General features: G+C 53.5%; 10 protein-coding genes. 5 read left to right on the top strand and 5 right to left on the bottom strand.

Annotated features, from left to right (window positions below; genetic code table 11):
* Positions 1-225 precede the first annotated feature (225 nt).
* Complete coding sequence (locus C2U43_RS05870; protein ID WP_103284806.1) at positions 226-1,128, top strand: LysR family transcriptional regulator; 903 nt, start codon at positions 226-228, stop codon at positions 1,126-1,128.
* On the opposite strand, the gene malZ is transcribed toward C2U43_RS05870, so the two are convergent.
* The 5 genes from malZ to phoB form a co-directional block, all read right to left on the bottom strand.
* Entirely contained in the window at positions 1,122-2,939 is a 1,818-nt protein-coding gene (gene malZ / locus C2U43_RS05865) for a maltodextrin glucosidase (protein ID WP_103284805.1), read from the bottom strand. The two genes, C2U43_RS05870 and malZ, sit on opposite strands and share 7 nt — an antisense overlap.
* A 138-nt stretch (positions 2,940-3,077) precedes the next feature.
* Positions 3,078-4,451, bottom strand: a complete 1,374-nt coding sequence (gene proY / locus C2U43_RS05860; RefSeq protein ID WP_003021504.1) for a proline-specific permease ProY — start codon at positions 4,449-4,451, stop codon at positions 3,078-3,080.
* Positions 4,452-4,532: 81 nt separating this feature from the next.
* Positions 4,533-5,852 carry a branched-chain amino acid transporter carrier protein BrnQ gene (gene brnQ / locus C2U43_RS05855; RefSeq protein WP_003021501.1) on the bottom strand — a complete coding sequence of 440 codons (1,320 nt, stop codon included), beginning with the start codon at positions 5,850-5,852 and terminating at the stop codon, positions 4,533-4,535.
* A gap of 405 nt (positions 5,853-6,257) precedes the next feature.
* Entirely contained in the window at positions 6,258-7,553 is a 1,296-nt protein-coding gene (phoR, locus tag C2U43_RS05845) for a phosphate regulon sensor histidine kinase PhoR (protein WP_008783921.1), read from the bottom strand.
* A gap of 50 nt (positions 7,554-7,603) precedes the next feature.
* Entirely contained in the window at positions 7,604-8,293 is a 690-nt protein-coding gene (gene phoB, locus C2U43_RS05840; RefSeq protein WP_103284804.1) for a phosphate response regulator transcription factor PhoB, read from the bottom strand.
* Between the two features lie 190 nt (positions 8,294-8,483).
* Here phoB and sbcD point away from each other — a divergent pair, with 190 nt between their 5' ends.
* The 4 genes from sbcD (at position 8,484) to C2U43_RS05815 (ending at position 15,529) form a co-directional block, all read left to right on the top strand.
* Positions 8,484-9,686, top strand: coding sequence for an exonuclease subunit SbcD (sbcD, locus tag C2U43_RS05835; protein WP_103284803.1), 1,203 nt, complete (start codon positions 8,484-8,486; stop codon positions 9,684-9,686).
* Positions 9,683-12,826 (top strand): exonuclease subunit SbcC, encoded by a 3,144-nt coding sequence (sbcC, locus tag C2U43_RS05830; RefSeq protein ID WP_103284802.1) that lies wholly within the window; start codon positions 9,683-9,685, stop codon positions 12,824-12,826. Before sbcD ends, sbcC begins: the two co-directional genes overlap by 4 nt.
* A gap of 306 nt (positions 12,827-13,132) precedes the next feature.
* Complete coding sequence (locus C2U43_RS05825; RefSeq protein ID WP_000019450.1) at positions 13,133-14,113, top strand: IS5-like element ISKpn26 family transposase; 981 nt, start codon at positions 13,133-13,135, stop codon at positions 14,111-14,113.
* 123 nt (positions 14,114-14,236) lie between these two features.
* Entirely contained in the window at positions 14,237-15,529 is a 1,293-nt protein-coding gene (locus tag C2U43_RS05815) for a serine hydrolase (RefSeq protein ID WP_233899588.1), read from the top strand.
* The last annotated feature ends 52 nt before the right edge of the window (positions 15,530-15,581 follow it).

Here is a 15,581-nt window from a genome sequence, read left to right as displayed (position 1 = left end):
CGTCAGCAGCAGGATCCTGAATCAGAAAGCTTGTTGAGTATAGCGGGAAATTTCTAACGAGTTATTAAAGAAAACTTACCATCCTGTGAAACTATTAATTTTGTGTTGCGATATATCCTAAACAACATCAAAAAAATGCGCATGACTCATCTAATTTATTCACTGGCATTGTTTTTCTTCATTCGGTACAACAGAAGGGTTTAATTTTCAGGATATTTTCTGCTTATGCGCATTAATCTGGATGTTTTGCTTATTCTCGACGCTCTCGACAAACAGGGTTCATTTGCCGCAGCGGCCGAGTCGCTGTTTAAAACCCCTGCCGCACTCAGCTATATGATTCAGAAGCTGGAAAGCGATTTGAATATCGAGCTGCTTGACCGTTCCGGGCACCGGGCAAAATTTACCGATACCGGACAGATGATGCTGGAAAAAGGGCGTTTGCTGCTGAATGCGGCAAAAGATCTCGAAAAGCAGGCGGTACAGCTGAGTTCAGGCTGGGAAAAAGAGCTGGCAATTGCGCTGGACGACTCCTTCCCTTTCGCCGCGCTGTTGCCCATTATCGATGAATTTCATGCGCTGAATAAGCAAACTCGCCTCAGTTTTACCCACCATACGCTGGCGGGCTCCTGGGAGGAGCTGACCCATAATGGAGCCGATATTATTCTGGGGGCAATTAATGAACCGCCAACGTCTGCAGCCTGGTCCTATAAAATGCTCGGCACGTTGGACAATGTGTTTGTCGTTGCGCCTGAGCATCCGCTGGCCGCAGCAGCAGACGGCCTGACCAACGAACAGTTATGCCTGCATCGGGCGATTGTTATCAGCGACAGCGCCCGCTTCTGCCATCCGTTACAAACCAATCTGATGGAGGAACAGGCGCAAATCCGCGTCGATGACTTCCACAGTAAGGTGATGCTACTACGAGCCGGTATGGGCTGCGGATTTCTCCCCCGCCATATTGCCAGCCCGTGGCTTACCACGGGCGAGCTGATGGAAAAAACGGTTATCTCATTTCGCCAAAAAGACGTGGCTTATATGGCATGGCGCAATAACCGCGATGGGCTGGCACAGCGCTGGTGGCGGGAAACGCTGCTGGCAAGCCCGGAGATTGCGCGCTTATATCAATGACCTATCCATACCGAGGCGGAGATCGCCGGCAACGTCAGGATATCGTCGGCAAGCATGCCGTTGCCCTCTTTGTGCTGCCATTGACTTACGCTCAGTAATGGCGAGGCTGGCAGGACCACTTCACAAGCGTGGCCACGGTTAATCGCTACCAGGACGCGCTGTCGGTTTAGCACGCGAACAAACACTACCACGTTATCCTCGGCGTAAATCACCTGGCAACCACCGTGGCGCAGCGCCTGATTCTGGTGGCGTAATTTTGCCAGCCGCTGATACAACGCCAGCAGAGTAGCGTCCTGTTTTTCAGGCTGCCACGGGAACGGTTTGCGACAAAACGGATCGTTGTTCCCGTCCAGCCCCACTTCGTCACCGTAGTAAATACAGGGCACGCCAGGCCAGGTAAACAGCCACACCACCGCTAGCGGTAACCGTGCGACGTCTTTACCGAGCAGAGATTTAAAGCGGGCGGTATCGTGGCTGTCGAGCTGATTAAACATCCGCAGCTGTTGCTGATGCGACAACCCCGCGCGGTAGTTATCCATCCATGCCATACAGGTCTGGGCATCAATGGATTGCGGGTCGTATGAGATATCGGTATTGGCGAGAAATCCCCAGAGGGGGAAAGTAAAGCCGCGATAGTTCATGGCGGCATCTTCTGCATCAGCCTGCAACCACTGGCGCGCATCGCCAAAATGCTCACCCACCACATACGCCTCTGGCTGGGTTTCTTTTGCCGCCTGCGTAATTCCGGCCACATGTTGTAGGTTGTTACGTGCGCCTCCGGCCTCTCCCAGCATGTGCACCACATCAAGACGCCAGCCGTCCATACTCCACGGCGCTTTCAGCCAGTGGCGGACGATACTGTCTTCACCACGATAAATTTCATTCACCAGGCTTTCCGAGGAAAAGTCCAGCTTAGGTAAGCTGGAATATCCCAGCCAGCCGAGCGCAACGCCGTCGGCTGAGAAATGATACCAGTCGCGCCAGGGGGATTCTGGATTATGGCACGCCCCGTCTGTCCCCCGATTATGTCGGTCAAACCAGGCGTGCGAATCGCCGCTATGGTTAAAGACGCCGTCGAGAATCAGACGCATGCCCTGCTGTTGGGTGTTGTGCCGCAGACGCAGTAGCGCCCTGTCGCCGCCAAATTGCGGATCAACATGACGGTAATCTTCGGTATCGTATTTATGCACGCTCGGGGCGGTAAATACAGGATTCAGGTACAGCGCCGTGACCCCTAACGTTTTCAGGTACGGTAGCTTTTCGCTGATGCCGTCCAAATCCCCGCCATAAAACGTGGAGCCACCGGCCTGAGCCGTAAGCGGTTCGTCCCATTCGCGCCGCACGATGTCGTGTCCGGCGGCGTGGTGGTAATAGACGTTATCCTGGCCCGCTTCACGCGACTGGCTGCGGGCAAAACGGTCCGGGAAAATTTGATAGAAAATCTGATCGGCAACCCACTGCGGACCATTATCCGGCACATCAACCGCAAACTGCTCCAGACGCGCAGGCGGAAAACGGCTGAATCCCTGCGGGGTGAACCACAGCTGACGATCGAGCCAAAGTAATTTAAAGCTATAGCGTCGACGAGGCTGCCCGCTGGAGAGATCGATCGCCGCTCGCCACGCGGTCACACCCGGCTGCGGCTGGCTGCGCTGCTTGTGCATAGCCAGCGAAATCTCTTCGTTATCGTTTTCTGCGCGTAGCGTCACCCGCTGGGGCGGATTTTCCCCCGCCAGCCATAATGTAATCGTCAGTTGATCTTTGTTTTGCTTAACAAATGGGGCAACCGAAAGGTGCCAGGCGTTCAACATCACATATCCCCTTTGATGATAATGACGTCACCTTGCCATAGCGAAGTGCAGGATCACTCATCATCTAAACGTTTATTGGGGGAGGAGTTCGGGGGAGGAGAAACTTGCCGGGTAACGCAAAGCTACCCGGCAAAAATATTACTGTGCTTCAGCCAGTTGGCGCTCGCGACGGCGCTTGAATCCCCATCCAACCAGCAGCAGGACAATCCACGCAAAGCCGACGTACAGCGAAATGCGGGTATCCGGATGATAGCCGATAAGCGCGATGATAAAGACCAGGAAAATCAGGCCAACAACGGTCGTCGTTACCCCACCCGGTACTTTAAATTTCAGCGCTTTGACCTCTTCCGGCGGCAGACGACGACGGAAAGCAATCTGCGACAACAGGATCATAATCCACACCCATACCGTGGCGAAAGTCGCCAAAGAGGCGATCACCAGGAAGACATTTTCCGGCATGATGTAGTTAAGATACACCGCAAACAGCAGCGCGATAGTCATCACCATTACCGTTACCCACGGCACGCCACGACGCGACGTCTTGGCGAACATTTTCGGGGCACTGCCCTGCTCCGCCATGCCGTGTAGCATACGCCCCACACCGAAGACGTCAGAGTTAATAGCCGACAGCGACGCAGTCAGAACCACAAAGTTGAGGATCCCGGCAGCAAAAGTAATGCCCATATGCTGGAACGTCATAACGAACGGGCTACCGTCGGTACCCACCTGGTTCCACGGGTAGATAGACATAATGACGAACAGCGTCCCCACATAAAATACCAGGATACGCATTGGTACGGAGTTGATGGCGCGCGGAATAGATTTTTCCGGGTCTTTGGCTTCGCCTGCGGTAATCCCGATAATCTCAATCCCGCCATAGGCAAACATCACCATTTGCAGCGACATCACCATGCCGAGCCAGCCGTTGCTGAAGAAGCCACCGTTGCTCCATAAGTTATGGATACCGGTTGGTTGCCCGCCGTTGCCAATCCCCCAAATGATGATACCGAAACCGGCGACAATCATGATGATAATGGTGGCGACTTTGAAGAACGAGAACCAGAACTCCAGCTCACCAAACACCTTCACGCTCATCAGGTTGATGGCGCAGATAATCAGCACCACGCTGAGTACCCAAATCCAGTGCGGTACCGCCGGGAACCAGACGCCCATGTATATGCCGAAGGCTGTCACATCGGCAATGGCGACAATCAGGATTTCAAAACAGTAGGTCCAGCCGGTAATGTAGCCTGCCAGCGGTCCGAGGTTTTCCTGCGCGTAGCGCGAGAAGGAGCTGGCTGCCGGGTTATGAACAGACATTTCGCCCAGCGCACGCATAATAATGTACGCCGCGACACCGCCGATAATATAGGCCAGCAATACGCTTGGCCCCGCCATTTTGATAGCGTCGGCCGAGCCGTAAAACAGCCCGGTACCAATTGCTGAACCTAATGCCATAAAGCGGATGTGCCGGGTGCTCAGCCCACGCTTTAGCTTGTTATTACTTTCCATCGATTCCTAACCTGTTAACACAATAAAAAAACCACGGGGCCATGTTAATAGCCCCGTGGTTAAAACTTATTGTCAGTGATATTAGTGTGCGCTGGAGGTCACTTGTCGACCCGCGGCGCGATCCCAGATAACTGCCAGGACCACCATCACGACTGTTGGCATCAACCACGCCAGCCCCTGCTCCGCCAGCGGTAAACGCTGGGTCCAGGCCGGTAACACGTCGCCAATTGCAGAAGCTTTAATGCCATCAAGGATACCAAAAATCAGGCTGATAAACATCGCAGGAGCAATGACGCGGGAAGAATTATGCCACCATGAGCGGGTAAAGCTTAATACAACCAGTGCGATACATGGCGGATAGATAGCCGTCAGCACCGGAATAGAGATCTGAATCAGATGGCTCAGACCCAGGTTAGAAACCACCATCGAGAAGCCGCCGAGGATAAATACCAGCGTGCGATAAGACAGTGGAACGTACTGGGCAAAGAACTCTGCGCACGCACAGGTCAGGCCAACCGCGGTGACCAGACAGGCGATGAAAATCAGCGCCGCCAGCAGGAAGCTTCCTGCACCGCCAAAGGTGTGCTGAACATACGCATGCAGAATCGCCGCGCCGTTAGCAGACTGATCGACCAGAATCGCGCTATCTGAACCCAGACGGAACAGCGCGAGATACAGCAGCGTTAAGCCCACACCCGCCATTAAACCCGCCCAAACGGTATAACGAGTCAGCAGACGCGCTTCAGTAACACCACGCGAGCGAGCGGCGTTAACGATAACAATACCAAACACCATCGCGCCCAGCGTATCCATGGTCAGATACCCGTTCACGAAGCCATTAGAAAACGCCGCAGTTTGATAGGCTTCCATCGCATTACTGATCGGGCCTGCTGGCCAGACGATTGCAGCGACAGACAGGACCACCAGCGCCAGGATTTTCAGCGGTGCCAGGAAATTACCCACCGTATCCAGCAGTTTGCCCGGATAAAGCGAAACCAGAATGACAATCGCGAAATAGATAACGCTATAGATAAACAGCGGCAGCGCAGAGTCACCAGTCAGCGGTGCAATCCCGACTTCGAAAGAGACCGTCGCGGTACGCGGGGTAGCGAATAACGGCCCAACGGCCAGATAGCAAACGGTCGCCAGCAGCAGACCGGCAACTTTACCGATAGGCGTGCTCAGTCGGTCCACACCACCGCCGACTTTCGCCAGCGCGACAACGGTAAGTACCGGCAGGCCAACGGCCGTAATCAAAAAGCCAAAAGCCGCAGTCCAGACGTGTTCACCTGCCTGCAAACCAACCATTGGGGGGAAGATGATGTTACCTGCACCAACGAACAGTGCAAATGTCATAAATCCCAAAGCGATAATATCGCGCGATTTTAACTGATGGGTCATAAAGTCTTACTGCCTGTGGATGTGGTGTTGAAAATAGTAAATTTTTGCCTTTCCCTGGGGGACAATACAGCGGCATTTTTGCTCAATTCCAGCGGGAAACACTCCCGACCTGGCGCGGCGAAGAATAGTTTTTCGATTTACCGCGTAAATGCAGTCGGTATGACAGCACCTGGAGCGCAATTTAAACGCTTATAACGTTTTAAAGCAAGGTGGGATCAAAAAACCAGAACAATATAGCGATATGAAAAATAGGGTTAGCACAAAACACCATTTCATGGAAAAAGGTATGGGTAATAGTTCGAACAAAAAACAATCAAACGTCGTGAAATTCAGGAGGCATCTATTGACCACATAAAAAAAACCAGCTTGCGCTGGCTTTTGGAAAGATTATCTTACGAATACGTCTTAGCCGTTACTTTTGGCAATGAAACGTTCCGGGATCATGAAACTAAATCGCGTCCCTTTGCCTGGTTCGCTTTCGATGTTCAAACGGCTGTCGTGGTGATGCAGCGCATGTTTCACGATAGCCAGCCCCAGCCCGCTACCACCCGTTTGTCGCGATCTCGCCTTATCCACACGATAAAAACGTTCGGTCAAACGTGGAATATGCTCGGGGGCAATGCCCGGACCGTTGTCTTCCACGCAAAACTCCGCCCCCGACGCCACATGATGCCAGCGTACGGTAATGTGCGTTCCTGCTGGTGTGTGGTTAACCGCGTTGTACACGAGATTCGAGATAGCGCTACGCAACTGCTCCTCGTTGCCTCGCACATTCAGGCTGTTATCGACATCAAAGGTAAACGTATGTTTATGCTGGCTCAGGGTTTGCGCTTCGTGCTCGATCACGCGCAGCATCATGGGTACATCGACTTTCTCATTCAGCTGCAACGTCGGCGCAGCTTCAATTTTTGACAGCGTCAGCAGCTGTTTCACCAGGCCTTCCATACGGTACGTTTGTTCACGCATGGTATGCAGTGCTTTTTCGCGCGTTGTCCCTTCCAGCGGATGCTCCTGCATCATTTCCAGGTAGCCTTGCAGCACCGTCAGCGGTGTGCGCAACTCATGGCTGGCGTTGGCGAAAAAGTTACGCCGTGAACCTTCCAGTTGGTGCATCTGGGTAACGTCGCGCGCCACCATCAACAATTGCTTATCGGTATAGGGCATCACGCGAATTTCCAGATGCCGTCCGGTATTGAGCACCAGATTGATTGGCCGGCTAAAATCGCGCGTTTTCAGATATTGTGTGAATTCCGGGTAGCGCAGCAGGTTAAGAATATTTTGCCCGCTATCGTCCGGCCAACGCAGTCCCAGAACCTGCTGAGCCAGTCCGTTACACCAGAAGATACCGCCTTCTTCGGTGGTCAACACCACCGCGTCGGGTAGTGATTCCGCCCCGCTGCGAAAACGTTTAATCAGGTTACCCAGTTCTCGACGGCGCTTTTTGTTGCGAAGCTGCATTTGATGCAGCCCATATAACAACGGCTCCCAACTGCCTCGCCCCGGTGGCGGCGTCATACTTCTGTCGACCCATAACCACCAGGATAAACGTAATAAATTCCAGAAATGCCAGATAAGCAGGCCCGTTACCGACGCCAGTAAAAACCAGGGCAGGTAACCGAAAAAAGCGCTAAGGATAAATGCCGGTATGCAGCACAGGATCAGCTCCAGTACCAACCTTTTCCATGACAATCGTTCTAGCAAACGTCTTACTCCATAAACGGCCTAATCCATCAGGCCCTGATTCTTGTCAGTCAAAAGCGGGTCGAAAAACGATATCCCGTCCCGCGAACTGTTTGCACCATACGATCGTGTCCGCTGTGCTCCAGCGCTTTACGCAAGCGGCGGATATGCACATCCACTGTCCGGTCTTCTACGTAGACATTGGTTCCCCAGACATGATTGAGGAGTTGTTCACGACTGTATACGCGTTCGGGGTGAGTCATAAAGAAGTGCAACAGTTTGAATTCGGTCGGCCCCATATCCAGCGGTTCTTCGCCGGTCATTACGCGATGCGAAGTGGGATCAAGACTCAGCCCCTGCATCTCAATAACCTCTTCCACCGCCATGGGGGAAATTCGACGCAGCACAGCTTTAATACGCGCCACCAGCTCCTTGGGAGAAAACGGCTTGGTAATATAGTCATCCGCACCGGTTTCCAGACCCCGGACGCGATCTTCCTCTTCTCCCCTCGCCGTCAGCATCATCACGGGGATCTCCCTCGTCATGGCTTCGCGCTTGAGATGCTTAATAAACTGTAGACCCGAGCCGCCGGGAAGCATCCAGTCAAGCAGGACGAGATCCGGCCAGGGTTCATTGAGTTGGTTCACAGCACTGTCATAGTCTTCGGCTTCTACGGGTTGAAAACCGTTTTGCTCGAGCACGAAGCAGACCATTTCACGAATTGGAGCTTCATCTTCTACGACCAGAATACGTCTCGCCATGATTTGCCCTGTTTATAATTAAATCGTTTGCCATCAATACGGTGCCATTATGCGTCAGTTTTATGACAGATTTATGAAAAGATAGTCCAGGTTTAACGCAGCCAGACGAATTATGACAGCCCGGAGACAAGATATTACCGTCTCTGAAAGGTTATAATCCCCGCCACTGTTTTATCGTCATGGAACTCTTATGCGCATCCTTCACACGTCTGACTGGCATCTGGGCCAAAATTTCTACAGCAAGAGCCGCGCCGCTGAACATCAGGCCTTTCTCGACTGGCTGCTGGAGACGGCACAATCCCAGCAGGTGGATGCCATTATTGTGGCGGGTGATATTTTCGATACCGGCTCACCGCCAAGCTACGCCCGTGAGCTGTATAACCGTTTTGTCGTCAATTTGCAGCAAACTGGCTGTCATCTGGTCGTGCTGGCAGGCAACCACGATTCCGTCGCCACGCTCAATGAATCCCGCGATATTCTGGCGTTTCTCAACACCACGGTCGTTGCCAGCGCCGGCCATGCGCCGCAGGTGCTGCCGCAACGTGATGGCACGCCGGGAGCGATCCTGTGTCCGGTTCCTTTCTTACGACCACGTGACATCATTACCAGCCAGGCCGGGCTAACCGGACAAGAAAAACAGCAGCATCTGCTGGGGGCGATCACCGACTATTACCAGCAGCAGTATCAGGACGCCTGCACGCTGCGTGGCGATCGAAACCTGCCCATCATTGCGACCGGGCATTTGACCACCGTTGGCGCCAGTAAAAGTGACGCCGTACGTGACATTTATATCGGTACGCTGGACGCCTTTCCGGCGCAAAATTTCCCACCCGCGGACTACATCGCACTGGGGCATATTCACCGGGCGCAGGTTATCGGCGGGACGGACCATATTCGCTACTGCGGTTCGCCGATTGCCCTCAGTTTTGACGAGTGCGGCAAAAGCAAATGTGTACATCTGGTGAGCTTTGAAGCGGGGAAACTCAGCGCCGTTGAAAATCTCACCGTACCGGTCACCCAGCCGCTTGCGGTACTGAAAGGCGATTTAGCCGCCATTACCGCCCAGCTTGAGCAGTGGCGTAACGTGCCACAAGAGCCGCCGATATGGCTGGATATTGAAATCACCACCGACGACTATCTGCATGACATGCAACGTAAGATCCAGGCCTTAACCGAAGATTTACCGGTCGAGGTGTTACTGGTGCGCCGCAGTAGGGAACAGCGCGAACGAATTATGGCCAATGAACGACGCGAAACGTTAAGCGAGCTGAGTGTAACAGAGGTTTTTGACCGCCGCCTGGCGCTGGAAGAGCTCGAGGAGCCTCAGCGCAACCGGCTGAATCAGCTTTTTAGCGCAACCTTACACACGCTTGCCGGGGAGAGTGAAGCATGAAAATTCTCAGCCTGCGCCTGAAGAACCTCAACTCCCTGAAGGGAGAATGGAAAGTCGATTTCACAGCAGAACCTTTTGCCAGCAACGGGTTGTTCGCCATTACCGGGCCAACGGGCGCGGGGAAAACCTCCCTGCTGGACGCGATTTGCCTCGCCCTGTACCACGAAACACCGCGCCTGAATACCGTGTCACAGTCGCAAAACGACCTGATGACTCGCGATACCGCGGAGTGTCTGGCCGAAGTTGAGTTTGAGGTGCGCGGCGAAGCCTACCGCGCATTCTGGAGCCAGAACCGGGCGCGCAATCAGCCCGAGGGCAACCTGCAGGTCCCGCGCGTAGAGCTGGCCCGCTGCGCTGACGGTAAAATCCTCGCCGATAAAGTCAAAGACAAGCTGGAGATGACAGCCGAGCTTACCGGGCTGGATTACGGGCGTTTTACCCGTTCGATGCTGCTGTCTCAGGGCCAGTTTGCCGCCTTTCTTAATGCCAAACCGAAAGAGCGCGCCGAGCTTCTGGAAGAGTTAACTGGTACTGAGATCTACGGCCAAATCTCCGCCATGGTGTTTGAAAAGCACAAGTCGGCGCGTACGGAGCTGGAAAAACTGCAGGCCCAGGCCAGCGGCGTGGCGCTGTTAGCACCAGAGCAGGTGCAGTCCCTGACGGAAAGTTTGCAGGTACTTACTGACGAAGAAAAACAATACCTTACCAGCCAACAAATCCAGCAACAGCACCTCAACTGGCTTATTCGGCAAAATGAGCTTCAGACGGACATAAACCGCCACCAGCAGGCATTACAGGCAGCACTTCAGGCGCAAGAAGACGCGCAGCCGCAGCTGGCAGCGCTGAGCCTGGCGCAGCCGGCCAGAGCATTGCGCCCTCACTGGGAGCGAATCCAGGAACAAACGGCTACTATCGAGCGTACGCGCCAGAAGATTAAGGAAGTGAATACTCGCTTACAAAGCAGCTTAGCGCTGCGCGGGCGCATCCGTCAGCAGGCGCACACGCAATCGACCGCGATACTCGCCGAACAACAGACGTTAACCGACTGGCTGAACGAACATGACCGCTTCCGCTTATGGAGTAGCGAACTGGCAGGATGGAAAGCGCTGCTGGCGCAACAGTCCGACGCCAGCGCCCAGCTACACCAGTGGCAGCAGCTGCGGGAGAACGACACACGTAAACTCGATGCCCTGCAGCCTCCCACGTTGACCCTTTCGCCGCAGGAAGTGACAGAAGCGCTGGCTCAACATGTGCAGCTTCGTCCACTACGCCAGCGCCTCAGTAATCTGCACGGGCAAATCGCCCCGAAGCAAAAGCAGCTGGCACAGCTACGCGCTTCACTGGTGCAGCGCCAGCAAGAGTTGACCCAGCGCAACACGGTACTTGCCGAGAAACGTCAGCGCTATAAAGATAAAAATCAGCAACTTGCCGATGTGAGACTCATTTGCGAGCAGGAAGCCCGCATCAAAGATCTGGAAAGCCATCGGGCATTACTGGAATCCGGCAAACCTTGTCCGCTTTGTGGCTCTACTACACATCCGGCTATCGCGCGTTACCAGACGCTTGAGCTGAGCGTAAATCAGGCACGACGTGAAGCGCTGGAAAAAGAGGTCAAAACGCTGGCCGATGAGGGTTCAACCCTGCGCGGGCAGCTTGAGGCGATAACGCAGCAACTTCAGCGCGATGAACATGAAGCACAGAGGCTTTCTCAGGAGGAGCAAGCACTTACTCAAGAGTGGCTGACCGTTACCGCCAGCCTCAACGTATCGCTACAACCGCAGGATGACATTGCCCCGTGGCTGGCCGCTCAGGAAGAGTACGAACAACAGCTTCACCAGTTAAGCTTGCGTCATACCCTGCAGGCGCAAATCGCCGCGCATACCGAACAGATTACTCAACTCCAACAGCATATTGACCAGCGCCAGGCGACGTTAACCTCAGAGCTGGACCGTCATGGTCTGGCCCTTCCGCCCGAGGACGAAGTCTCCCCATGGTTAAGCGAACGGGCGAACGAAGCGCAAATGTGGCAACAGCGCCAGAATGAACTGACCGAGATACAGGCCCGGATTGCCCAGCTTGCGCCGCTGCTGGAAACGCTGCCTGAATCTGAGGCTCTTTCTGAAATCATTGAGGATCTGTCGCTGGAAAACTGGCGGCAGGTGCACGACGATTGCCTCTCTTTACAGGGACAGTGGCAAACCTTGCAGCAGCAGGAAGCACAGGACGTTCAGCGCGCCGCAGACATTCAGGCGCAGTTTGATGCCGCATTGCAGGCCAGCATCTTTGACAACCGTGACGCCTTTATTGCCGCCCTGCTGGATGAAGAGACCTTCAACCGTCTTGAGCTGTTGAAACAATCGCTGGAAAACCAGCAACAACAGGCACAAACGCTGCTTAATCAGGCCCAGCAGGCGCTGGTGACTCATCAACAGCAGCAACCAACCGGGGTGGATCTCACGCTCACGGCACAACATCTTCGCGACACGCTGGCGCAGCTCACCCAACTGCTGCGGGATAACACCACTCGTCAGGGAGAAATTCGCCAGCAGCTCAGGCAGGATACTGAAAACCGCCAGCAGCAGCAGGCGCTGATGCAGGAGATTGAAAAAGTCGCGCAGCAGGTCGAAGACTGGGGCTATCTGAATGCGCTGATCGGCTCGAAAGAGGGAGATAAGTTCCGCAAATTTGCCCAGGGACTGACGCTGGATAACCTGGTCTGGCTTGCCAACAACCAGCTAACCCGTCTGCACGGTCGCTATTTGTTGCAGCGCAAGGCCAGCGAAGCGCTGGAGCTGGAAGTGGTCGATACCTGGCAAGCCGATGCGGTGCGTGACACGCGTACGCTCTCCGGCGGCGAGAGCTTCTTGGTGAGTCTGGCGCTGGCGCTGGCATTGTCCGATCTGGTCAGCCACAAAACGCGAATTGACTCCCTGTTCCTCGACGAAGGCTTCGGTACGCTGGACAGCGAAACGCTGGATACCGCGCTGGACGCACTGGATGCACTGAACGCTAGCGGTAAAACCATTGGCGTGATCAGCCACGTCGAAGCAATGAAAGAACGCATTCCGGTGCAGATCAAAGTGAAAAAAATCAACGGGCTGGGTTACAGCAAACTCGACAACACTTTCAGAGTGGAATGACGCTGATTTTTCGACGTATTGATATTGCCGACAAGATCGGCAATATCATTTCCTGCAAAACATCCTTACGCTTAAAAAATAACTGCTAGCGGTAAATCATATCAAAGGTCGCCGTGGCGTTGATTTCGCCGGCCCGCAAGTTCTCATTTAAACGTATGACGTGAGCTTTAAACGGCAGAGCGACGCTCCCTTCTGCACCATTTTTTATCGTGGACAGGAGCTCGCCAAAATTCACTAAGGAAGGTGCGAACAAGTTCCTGATATGAGATCATCATATTCATCCGGAGCGCATCCCAGAGGGACATCATGAGCCATCAACTCACCTTCGCCGATAGTGAATTCAGCACTAAGCGCCGTCAGACCCGAAAAGAGATTTTCCTCTCCCGCATGGAGCAGATTCTGCCATGGCAGAATATGACCGCTGTCATCGAGCCGTTTTATCCCAAGGCGGGCAATGGCCGACGGCCCTATCCGCTGGAGACCATGCTGCGTATTCACTGCATGCAGCATTGGTACAACCTGAGCGACGGTGCCATGGAAGATGCCCTGTACGAAATCGCCTCCATGCGCCTGTTTGCCCGATTATCCCTGGATAGCGCCCTGCCGGATCGCACCACCATCATGAATTTCCGCCACCTGCTCGAGCAGCATCAACTGGCCCGTCAATTGTTCAAGACCATCAATCGCTGGCTGGCCGAAGCAGGCGTCATGATGACCCAAGGCACTTTGGTGGATGCCACCATCATTGAGGCACCCAGCTCTACCAAGAACAAAGAGCAGCAACGCGATCCGGAGATGCATCAGACCAAGAAAGGCAATCAGTGGCACTTTGGCATGAAGGCCCACATTGGTGTCGATGCCAAGAGTGGCCTGACCCACAGCCTAGTCACCACCGCGGCCAACGAGCATGACCTCAATCAGCTGGGTAATCTGCTTCATGGAGAGGAGCAATTTGTCTCAGCCGATGCCGGCTACCAAGGAGCGCCACAGCGCGAGGAGCTGGCCGAGGTGGATGTGGACTGGCTGATCGCCGAGCGTCCCGGCAGGGTAAAAACCTTGAAGCAGCATCCGCGCAAGAACAAAACGGCCATCAACATCGAATACATGAAAGCCAGCATCCGTGCCAGGGTGGAGCACCCGTTTCGCATCATCAAGCGGCAGTTCGGCTTCGTGAAAGCCAGATACAAAGGGCTGCTGAAAAACGATAACCAACTGGCGATGTTATTCACCCTGGCCAACCTGTTTCGGGTGGACCAAATGATACGTCAGTGGGAGAGATCTCAGTAAAAACCGGAAATAACGCCAGAAATGGTGGAAAAAATAGCCTAAATAGGCTGATTCGATGTGTTTGCGGGAAAAAAATCGGCCCAGATCCGCGAAATTTTAATCAGCGAGTCAGCTTGGGAAGAAATGACCTGCTTATTCGCACCTTCCCAAGGTAAATTGGATCTTAATACTCCTGTGAGTGTTTATTTGCCTGGCCTGCCGGAAAGCTGGCATAACATTACGATTCTGGAATTAATGCAGCACTCATCCGGGATCCCTGATTTCAGATCTTTCGGCTATAAACAAGAGCAAAAATATACACCTGCGCAGCTGGTTGATCTTGTTAAAGATAAACCGCTCGAATTTAAAAATGGCACGGACATCAACTCCAGCGCAACTGACTTTATCCTGTTAGGTATGGCTATCGAGAAAGTCAGCGGAATGAGTTACGTAGACTTCGTCAACAAATACCAAATTGCGCCGTTAGGTCTGCAAAGCACCATGTTCGCAAAAGACATGCCAACGAAAGCATTCCTTGATCGCCCGACGCCTGATAAGCAACATAATCAGCATTCGAAATTTAAGTCAGAAATTGACTGGATCAACCCTGTTGAGCCTGCAACAGGTTACGTCGCAGCGGGTGACAAACTGGCGCCTGTCAGCGCGATCGCCACTGATAATCTGTTCGCCTACGGTGGTCTGTGGTCGTCAGCGGAAGACATCAGTAAGTGGGATATCGGTCTTGCCGGCAGCACGCTGGTTAAAGACAAAAAGCTACGCGACATTATCTATAGCCCGGCAAAACTGAAAAATGGCAAAGTCGTGCCTGCCATGGCCGGCTGGGAATTTACCCGCCATCCTGGTTTTCTGGAAATCAAAGGAACCACAGGTGGCTTTAGTGCCTATCTGAGCCGCTTTACCGCCGGTGATGAACTGGTTTGCGTGACAATGCTGACCAACAAAGAAGGCGTAGACATGACTCAGGTGGCTCGTGATATCGCTGAAGCCTATAAAATCGGGCTGGGTTCTGGGTTAAATTCAGAGAAGATCAAAAACCAGGAAAGTAAATTCTCAGTCGATGAGACGGTCTCCCGACTGAAAGCCATTCTGAAAAGCGAAGGCGTTCCGGTATTCACCGAAATTGATCACGAGAAAAATGCCGAGGGCGCGGGAATGAACCTCAGGCCAACTAAAGTCCTGGTATTTGGTAACCCTAAAGTCGGCACAAAACTGATGCAGGATAAACAGGGTGTCGCGCTGGATCTGCCGTTACGTGTCTCCGTATGGCAGGATAAGATCGGGCGAATTTGGGTCGGTTATGAAAACCTGGATGACGTAGCAAAAACCTACGATCTTCAGGACAAGCAGACCATTGATAAGATTGACAACTTTATGACTAAGCTGGTCAGTCGGGCTGTTGATGCTTATATCCAGTAACGGGATTTAGCACTCCCAGCCTTCTCATGCTGCGGGACCGTTAAAGCTCCCG

Source organism: Citrobacter freundii complex sp. CFNIH9, from assembly GCF_002903305.1.
Taxonomy (GTDB): domain Bacteria; phylum Pseudomonadota; class Gammaproteobacteria; order Enterobacterales; family Enterobacteriaceae; genus Citrobacter; species Citrobacter portucalensis.
This window is presented reverse-complemented; position numbering and strand designations above follow the sequence as displayed.